This is a genomic window from Pseudomonas sp. GW821-FHT02H09, assembly GCF_059421425.1.
In genome coordinates this window covers 30,483-38,135 of sequence record NZ_JBWKVA010000036.1, presented here as the reverse complement: position 1 = coordinate 38,135, position 7,653 = coordinate 30,483, and the positions used below count along the sequence as shown (strand labels likewise).

Annotated in this window: 10 protein-coding genes; 8 read left to right on the top strand and 2 right to left on the bottom strand. The window is 59.2% G+C overall.

Going from position 1 to position 7,653, the window contains the following annotated elements; genetic code table 11:
* Window positions 1-561 (top strand): OprD family outer membrane porin (locus AC07VR_RS30790; protein ID WP_495013537.1); only part of this gene is annotated, 561 nt, incomplete at its 5' end.
* A 101-nt stretch (window positions 562-662) separates the two neighbouring features.
* Here the strand turns inward: AC07VR_RS30790 and alaC are convergent.
* Entirely contained in the window at window positions 663-1,883 is a 1,221-nt protein-coding gene (gene alaC, locus AC07VR_RS30785) for an alanine transaminase (RefSeq protein ID WP_494992694.1), read from the bottom strand.
* A 278-nt stretch (window positions 1,884-2,161) separates the two neighbouring features.
* Here alaC and AC07VR_RS30780 point away from each other — a divergent pair, with 278 nt between their 5' ends.
* The 3 genes from AC07VR_RS30780 (at window position 2,162) to AC07VR_RS30770 (ending at window position 3,953) form a co-directional block, all read left to right on the top strand.
* The gene (locus tag AC07VR_RS30780) at window positions 2,162-2,824 is read left to right on the top strand and encodes a LysE family translocator (protein WP_495013536.1); all 663 of its coding nucleotides are present in this window, start codon (window positions 2,162-2,164) and stop codon (window positions 2,822-2,824) included.
* A gap of 58 nt (window positions 2,825-2,882) precedes the next feature.
* On the top strand, window positions 2,883-3,371 hold the full coding sequence (locus tag AC07VR_RS30775; protein ID WP_495013535.1) for a GyrI-like domain-containing protein: 489 nt from the start codon (window positions 2,883-2,885) through the stop codon (window positions 3,369-3,371).
* A gap of 84 nt (window positions 3,372-3,455) precedes the next feature.
* Window positions 3,456-3,953, top strand: a complete 498-nt coding sequence (locus AC07VR_RS30770) for a GNAT family N-acetyltransferase (RefSeq protein ID WP_495013534.1) — start codon at window positions 3,456-3,458, stop codon at window positions 3,951-3,953.
* Between the two features lie 121 nt (window positions 3,954-4,074).
* On the opposite strand, the gene AC07VR_RS30765 is transcribed toward AC07VR_RS30770, so the two are convergent.
* Window positions 4,075-4,560 carry a GNAT family N-acetyltransferase gene (locus AC07VR_RS30765; RefSeq protein ID WP_495013533.1) on the bottom strand — a complete coding sequence of 162 codons (486 nt, stop codon included), beginning with the start codon at window positions 4,558-4,560 and terminating at the stop codon, window positions 4,075-4,077.
* A 189-nt stretch (window positions 4,561-4,749) separates the two neighbouring features.
* Here AC07VR_RS30765 and AC07VR_RS30760 point away from each other — a divergent pair, with 189 nt between their 5' ends.
* The 4 genes from AC07VR_RS30760 (at window position 4,750) to AC07VR_RS30745 (ending at window position 7,369) form a co-directional block, all read left to right on the top strand.
* Window positions 4,750-5,184 carry a YybH family protein gene (locus AC07VR_RS30760; protein ID WP_495013532.1) on the top strand — a complete coding sequence of 145 codons (435 nt, stop codon included), beginning with the start codon at window positions 4,750-4,752 and terminating at the stop codon, window positions 5,182-5,184.
* 67 nt (window positions 5,185-5,251) lie between these two features.
* A complete protein-coding gene (locus AC07VR_RS30755) occupies window positions 5,252-5,599 on the top strand; it encodes a YciI family protein (protein WP_494992700.1) in 348 nt (115 codons plus the stop codon).
* Window positions 5,600-5,621: 22 nt separating this feature from the next.
* Complete coding sequence (locus AC07VR_RS30750; protein WP_495013531.1) at window positions 5,622-6,113, top strand: SRPBCC family protein; 492 nt, start codon at window positions 5,622-5,624, stop codon at window positions 6,111-6,113.
* Window positions 6,113-7,369, top strand: a complete 1,257-nt coding sequence (locus AC07VR_RS30745; RefSeq protein WP_495013530.1) for an RNA polymerase sigma factor — start codon at window positions 6,113-6,115, stop codon at window positions 7,367-7,369. Before AC07VR_RS30750 ends, AC07VR_RS30745 begins: the two co-directional genes overlap by 1 nt.
* Window positions 7,370-7,653 lie beyond the last annotated feature (284 nt).

Sequence of the window (7,653 nt, the reverse complement as noted above, 5' to 3'; positions counted from 1 at the left end):
AGCCAGCAATACCTCAACCTGGTGCACACTCAGCCCTTGGGCGACTGGACCCTGGGGGCCAACCTGGGCTTCTTCTATGGCAAGGAGGACGGCAGCGCCCGGGCCGGCGATCTGGACAACAAGACCTGGTCCGGACTGTTCTCGGCCAAGTACGGCGGCAACACCTTCTATGTCGGCCTGCAGAAAGTCACCGGCGACAACGCCTGGATGCGGGTCAACGGCACCAGCGGCGGCACCCTGGCCAACGACAGCTACAACTCAAGCTATGACAACGCCAAGGAAAAGTCCTGGCAACTGCGCCACGACTACAACTTCGCCGCCCTCGGCGTGCCTGGCCTGACCCTGATGAACCGCTACATCAGCGGTGACAATGTGCATACCGGGACCATTACCGATGGCAAGGAATGGGGTCGCGAGACCGAAGTGGGCTATACCGTGCAGAGTGGAGCCCTGAAAAGCCTTAACCTCAAATGGCGCAACTCGACCATCCGTCGCGACTTCAGTAACAACGAGTTCGACGAGAACCGAGTGATCGTCAGCTACCCGATCAGTCTGCTGTAAGACCCAAAAACGCCATCGCAGGCTGCGATCTTTTGATCTTCGCGATTTCAGGATCGCTAAAAGATCGCAGCCTGCGGCAGCTCCTACGGGTGTGTTTCGGCTTAACTGTTGCTGGTCTTCTGCACCAGCCCATCGGCCCTGAACATCCCGCGAATTCCGCGCACGGCCTGTCGAATCCGGTCCTGGTTCTCGATCAGTGCAAAGCGCACATGGTCATCACCGTATTCACCGAAACCAACCCCCGGCGATACACAGACCTTGGCTTCAGCCAGCATTTTCTTGGCGAATTCCAGCGAGCCGAGGTGCGCATAGGCGTCGGGGATCTTGGCCCAGACGTACATCGATGCCTTCGGATTCTCGACCATCCAGCCCAACTCATGCAGGCCTTTGACCAGCACGTTGCGGCGCTGCCGGTATTGCTCGGCGATGTCTTTGACGCACTGCTGATCACCTTCCAGCGCGGCGATGGCCGCGACCTGCAGCGGAGTGAAGGTGCCGTAGTCGTGGTAACTCTTGATCCGCGCCAGGGCGTTGACCAATTCTGCGTTGCCGACCATGAAACCAATGCGCCAGCCAGCCATGTTGTAGCTCTTGGACAAGGTGAAAAATTCCACCGCGATGTCCTTGGCGCCCGGCACTTGCATGATCGACGGGGCTTTCCAACCGTCGTAGACGATGTCGGCGTAGGCCAGGTCGTGGACCACCAGCACGTCGTATTGCTTGGCCAGAGCGATAACCCGCTCGAAGAAATCCAGCTCCACGCACTGCGCGGTCGGGTTGGACGGGAAGCCGAGAATCATCATCTTCGGTTTGGGGATCGAGCCGCGAATCGCCCGTTCCAGTTCAGCGAAGAAGTCCACGCCAGGCACCAGCGGCACTGACCGCACCTGGGCGCCGGCAATCACCGCGCCGTAGATGTGGATCGGATAGCTGGGATTGGGCACCAGCACCGTATCGCCCTGGTCGAGGGTGGCGAGCATCAAGTGCGCCAGGCCTTCCTTGGAACCGATAGTGACGATGGCTTCGCTTTCCGGATCGATGTCGACCTCGTAGCGATCTTTGTACCAACGGGAAATCGCCCGCCGCAGGCGTGGAATGCCCTTGGACGTGGAGTAACCGTGAGTGTCTTCGCGCTGGGCGACGGTGACCAGTTTTTCGACAATGTGCGGCGGCGTCGGGCCGTCGGGGTTGCCCATGCTCAAATCGATGATGTCTTCGCCACGACGACGGGCGGCCATCTTCAATTCGGCAGTGATGTTGAATACGTAAGGGGGGAGTCGATCAATGCGCGCAAAGCGGCGCGGCGAACCTTGGTCTGCCATTGTTGCCTCGGGTAACGTGAGCGCCCGGAACCGTCCGAGCGACGTTGGCCACTGCGGTGGCCTGTGGCGGAAGATAAGGGCAGTGACAGCGGATTGTCCAGCGCGCGCAGTCAAATATTTCGATGGTCGTTCGTGGCGACATTCGGCCCATTTGCAGCGCAGGCATTTTCTGCGATACAACAGCGGGCTGTTTTTTTGGCGGAAAAACCGAGTTAAAAAACGGTTGAAAAGCTGCGTTCAATATCTGCCCACCACTTAGCGCTTTCGATGGAATGAACATGGAATTTACCAGTGGCTTCTTGCTGAGCCTTTCGCTGTGTCTGGATATCGGCGTGGCGAATATCGCGATGATCACCCTTGCCATGCAACGCGGTTATTTTCAGGGTTTTGCCCTTGGGCTCGGGACCTGCGTGGGTGATTTGATCTACGCAGTGCTGGCGTTGGCCGGCATGAGTGTGCTGTTGCAGTATTCGAGCGTGCGCTGGGTGCTGTGGGTCGGCGGTTCGGCGCTGCTACTGTACTTCGCGGCGAAGATGATTCATTCGGCGATCTACCATCAGGCGACCCTGGCCGAGGCGGTCGAAATCAGCAACGGCTCCCATCGACGGGAGTTTTTTCGCGGCATTTTCCTCGCCATGTCCTCGCCGAGCGCTATCCTCTGGTTCGCTGCGGTGGGCGGTACGCTCATTGCCCGTTCCGGTGGCGGGAGCCTGCTCAGCTCAGGGTTGTTTCTGGCGGGATTCTTCTTTGCCGGGCTGCTCTGGTGTGGCGGCTTGTGCCTGGCCGCAACCCAGGGCGGCAAGTTGTTGGGCGACAAACTGTTGCGCTATTCATACATGGCATCTGCAGCGATCTTCTGCTATTTCGCGGTCTACGTGATCGTATCTGGCTATCGGGAGTTTGTCGGTTCGGCGGGCGTGGCTGAGCTTCCGGGCCTTTGACTGGGTTTGGCTTCTATACTCCCAGCCGAACCCATCTTTCACTATTGAGGTCGCTTTCATGGACGAACAAAAAAATTCCGATCTTGCGCAACCGCGCTTTGAACATGGACATTTCCTACTGATTGCGGGACTGGGCGGGCGGTTTACTGCCAAAACCACCCAAGGCATCCCACAGCTTTGGGAAAAATTCATTCCGCATATCGGCAAAATCCCGGGCCAAAAAAACGACGCGACCTACGGCATTTGTTGCAACCCGGATGGCAAGGGCGGTTTTGAATACATCGCCGGAGTTGAAATCAGCAAGCTCGATGACTTGCCTGAGCAATACCGCTGGATCGAAGTACAACCACAACACTATGCGGTGTTCGAGCATAAAGGCTCACTGGCTACCTTGCCCCAGACCTTTCGATACATCTGGAATACCTGGTTGCCGCAGTCCGGTAGTGAAGCCGCAGATGCGCCGGAGTTCGAACGTTACAGCGCGGACTTCAATCCGCAAACAGGGGAAGGTGTTCTGGAGATCTGGCTGCCGCTCAAGTCCGACTGATCAATGTCACAAGCGAAGGCTGTTGTTAGAATCGCCTGCCGTTGCGCCTGTCGTCGTCACCTTACAAGGTAGCTGTTGTCTCCTATGAAATCGTCAAACACTGTTGTTCGCCTGGTCACGCCCGCAGACCTGGACCGCTGTTTCGCCATCGAATCGATTGCCTACGAAGGCGACGAAGCGGCCACCCGCGAGAAAATCGCCACGCGCATTGCCACCTGGCCGCAGGGGTTTATCGTGGCTGAAGTCGATGGCGTGGTCGCAGGCTTCATCAACTCCGGCGCCGCCTACCAGGTGGAAATGGCCGATGAAGCCTTCAAGGAGCTGATCGGCCATGACCCGGACGGCCCGCATGTGGTGATCATGTCGGTGGTGGTGCACCCGGATTATCAAGGGCAGGGCTTGGCGAAACGTTTGATGAGCGAATTCATCGAGCGCATGCGCGCAATGCACAAGGCGAGCATCAACCTGATGTGCAAGGAGCGGCATATTGCGCTTTATGCCGGCTTCGGCTTCGCCTACCTCAAGGCTTCAGCCTCTGACCACGGCGGGATGGCCTGGCATGAAATGGTGTTGAAACTGTGATGTGAATGCATTGATCGTTCCCACGCTCTGCGTGGGAATGCCTCACCGGACGCTCCGCGTCCGCTTTGGATGTGACGCAGAGCGTGGGAACGATCAAACAACGATCAAACATGTCGCATGTTCAGAAGGCCAGCGACAGCCTGCGTTCATAACCGATCCGGCCCTTGTACGCTTCGCCGGTATCGACCCAACCTTGCTTGAGGTACAGGTTGAGCGCCGCTTCATTGTGGGTGTCCACCGAGAGCATCAACCCGTTGATTTGCGGCCAGGTCTGGCGAGCGACTTGCGGCAGGGCTTGCAGGCAGGCTTTTGCGAAGCCTTTGCCCTGGGCGCGGTGGTCGACTTGCAGGGCGTGCAGTGTGGCGGTGTCTTCATCGGCCCAATGGGGAAGGCACGGCGGGCGTTTGAGCAGCAGGAAGGCCACCGGAACCTCTTGCGAAAGCAGGGCAAAGCCTTTGACGCCGGGGTTGGCGTTGGACCGCAGGGCGTGCAAGGCGCCGTCGATATCGCCGGAGAATTCCTTTTGCTGTGGGAGGATTTCGATGGCTTCGACTTGTTGGCGCTGAACCGGGGTCAGGCTGTCGTAGGGCACAAGCTGAGTAGTCACGAGCGGTACCGACAAATGTGAGACCCGGGATTCTAACGAGTTTGCGGCGGGCAAAAATATTTTTGTGGCAACACGTCGAACTTGTCGATTTCGGTGTGCGCCATACGACTAGGGGTGTCTTCACGATTCAAGTGCCACTAATCAGGCCGCCCGATGAGCCTGTGCAAACCAATCGCAAGGAGAACCCTCGTGAACACTCACAACACCGAAATTGAAATCCGCGCCTTGATCGAGACCTGGCAGCAAGCCGTCATCGCCAAGGATATCGACAAAATCGTCAGCTATTACTCCGACGACATCACTTCGTTCGACGCCGTGACCGCGCTGCAATTCAAGGGCAAAGCGGCCTACCGTGCGCACTGGCAAGAGTGCATGAAAGTCTGCCCCGGTCCCGGCATTTTCGAGTTTCACCAGTTGCACGTCGTGCCGTCCGCCGACATCGCTTTTGCCCATTGGCTGGCCCATTGCGGCGGGACGGACGAAAAAGGTGAAACCAAAGCCTGTTGGATGCGGGTCACCGCCGGTTATCAACGCATCAATGGCCAATGGTTGGTGGTGCATGAGCACTGGTCGGCACCGTTCGACATGATGAGTGGTACGGCGTTGTTCGATCTGCAACCCTGATCGTCGGGATTTTCGCCAAACCTCGAATCAGCAGCCATAGTTGATCAGCTTGATGACGGAGAATTTCATGAAATACCTATGCCTGGTCTACAGCGACGAGCATCTGTTGCACAGCCTGCCCGACAGCCCGAAAGACGCTGAGTGCATGGCCTACGCCGAGTCCGTTCAGGGCAGTGGCCGGATGCTCGCCGCCGAGGCGCTGGAGTCAGTGCAGACCGCCACCACCGTGCGCATGCGCAACGGCAAGCTGTCGATCACCGACGGGCCATTCGCTGAAACCAAAGAGCAATTGGCCGGCTTCTATCTGATTGATGCCAAAGACCTCAACGAGGCTATCCAGGTCGCCGGCAACATTCCGGCGGCCCGGGTCGGCAGTGTCGAAGTGCGCCCCGTACGTGAATTGAATCCCTCATAACAATCATAAGCAGGAGACCCTGATGAACGCTCAATTGGCTCAACCACAACCTGCTGAATTCGAGTTATCCATCAGCCGTTTGATTGATGCGCCCCGCAGCAGGATTTTCCGTGCCTGGACCGAACCGCAGTTGCTTGTGCAGTGGTGGGGGCCCCATGGCATGACCACGCCGGAATGTGAAATAGACCTGCGGGTCGGTGGTCTGTTTCGCACTTTGATGCGCGCGCCGGATGGCAAGGAATATCCGACCCAGGGGGTGTACCTGGAGATCGTCGCGCCACAGCGGATTGTCTTCACCGATGCCTTCAAACCGGGCTGGATTCCTTCGGGCAAACCCTTCATGAGCGCTGAGGTGACTCTTGAGGAAGTTGATGGCAAAACCCTCTACACCGCGCGCGCCATGCACTGGACTGAAGAGGATCGCCAGGCCCACGAGGCGATGGGTTTTCATGAAGGCTGGGGACAAAGCCTGGACCGGTTGGTGACGCTGGTGACCGAAGGCATGACTGACTGATGCCGGGCGAGGCGAGCGGGGCGGTCAAGGCACAGCTGGAGACGGTTTATCGCACCGAGTCACGGCGGATACTCGCGACCCTGATTCGCTTGCTCGGCGATTTCGACCTCGCCGAAGAGGCATTACATGAAGCTTTCTTCGTCGCGGTCGAGCGTTGGCAGCGTGATGGCGTGCCGGCTAATCCGCGCGCCTGGCTGGTGTCTACCGGGCGCTTCAAGGCCATTGACGGGTTGCGCCGGCGGGCGCGTTTCAGTGCATCCCGGGCGGCGTTGGTCAGCCAGGTGCAAGAGCTCGAAGAGACCGACTGGAGCGAGGAAGACGTGGAAGACGATCGCCTGCGATTGATCTTCACCTGCTGCCACCCGGCCTTGGCGGCGGATGCTCAGGTGCCGTTGACGCTTCGGGAAATCTGCGACCTGACGACCGAGGAAATCGCTCGGGCCTTTCTCACGGCACCGGCCACCATTGCCCAGCGCATCGTGCGCGCCAAAGCGAAGATTCGTGACGCGAAGATCCCCTATCAAGTGCCGTCCGTGGCCGAACTGCCCGAGCGTCTGGACAGCGTGTTGCGGGTGATTTATCTGGTGTTCAACGAAGGTTATTCGGCCTCGATGGGCGAGCAGGTGACGCGTGAAGATTTGACCGCCGAGGCCATACGCCTTGCTCGTTTGCTGATGGAGTTGCTGCCGGAGCCCGAGGTCATGGGGCTGCTGGCGCTGATGCTGCTGCACGAGTCGCGACGCCCGGCCCGGACTTCGGCCTCGGGTGAACTGATTGTGCTGGATGAACAGGACCGCTCGCTGTGGAATGCCGGGCTGATCGCCGAAGGCTGCGCTCTGGTGGAGCAGGCGCTGAGCACCCGTCGCTTCGGCCCATACTGCCTGCAAGCCGCGATCGCCGCGGTACATGCCGAAGCGCTGACCGCGGAGGAAACCGACTGGGTGCAGATCGTCGGGCTTTATGACGTATTGCTGCGGGCGGTGCCTTCGCCGGTGATCGAGCTCAATCGCGCGGCGGCCCTGGCCAAGCGTGATGGACCGCTGGCGGGGCTGGAGTTGATCGAGGGGATTCTGGCGCGAGGCGAGCTGCTCGATTACCACCTGGCACATTCGGCCCGGGCGGAGTTCTGCCGGCAGCTCGGGCGCGTCGAGCAGGCCAGAGAGGCTTATCAGCGCGCCCTGGAGTTGACTCGGCAAGTACCGGAGCGGCGGTTTATCGAGCGGCGGCTTGAAGCGCTGAAACCGTTCTTTTACTAGAACTAAAAATAGCGCATTGAATGAAATAAATGGCTTTTTGTAGGAGCCAGCCGGGCGGTGCTCCGTTTGCTCGCGATGGTGATCTCAAGGACGCCATCGCCGGCAAGCCGTGCTCCTACGGGTGATCTCAAGGACGCCATCGCCGGCAAGCCGTGCTCCTACGGGTGATCTCAAGGACGCCGTCGCCGGCAAGCCGTGCTCCTACGGGTGATCTCAAGGACGCCATCGCCGGCAAGCCGTGCTCCTACGGGTGATCTCAAGGACGCCATCGCCGGCAAGCCGTC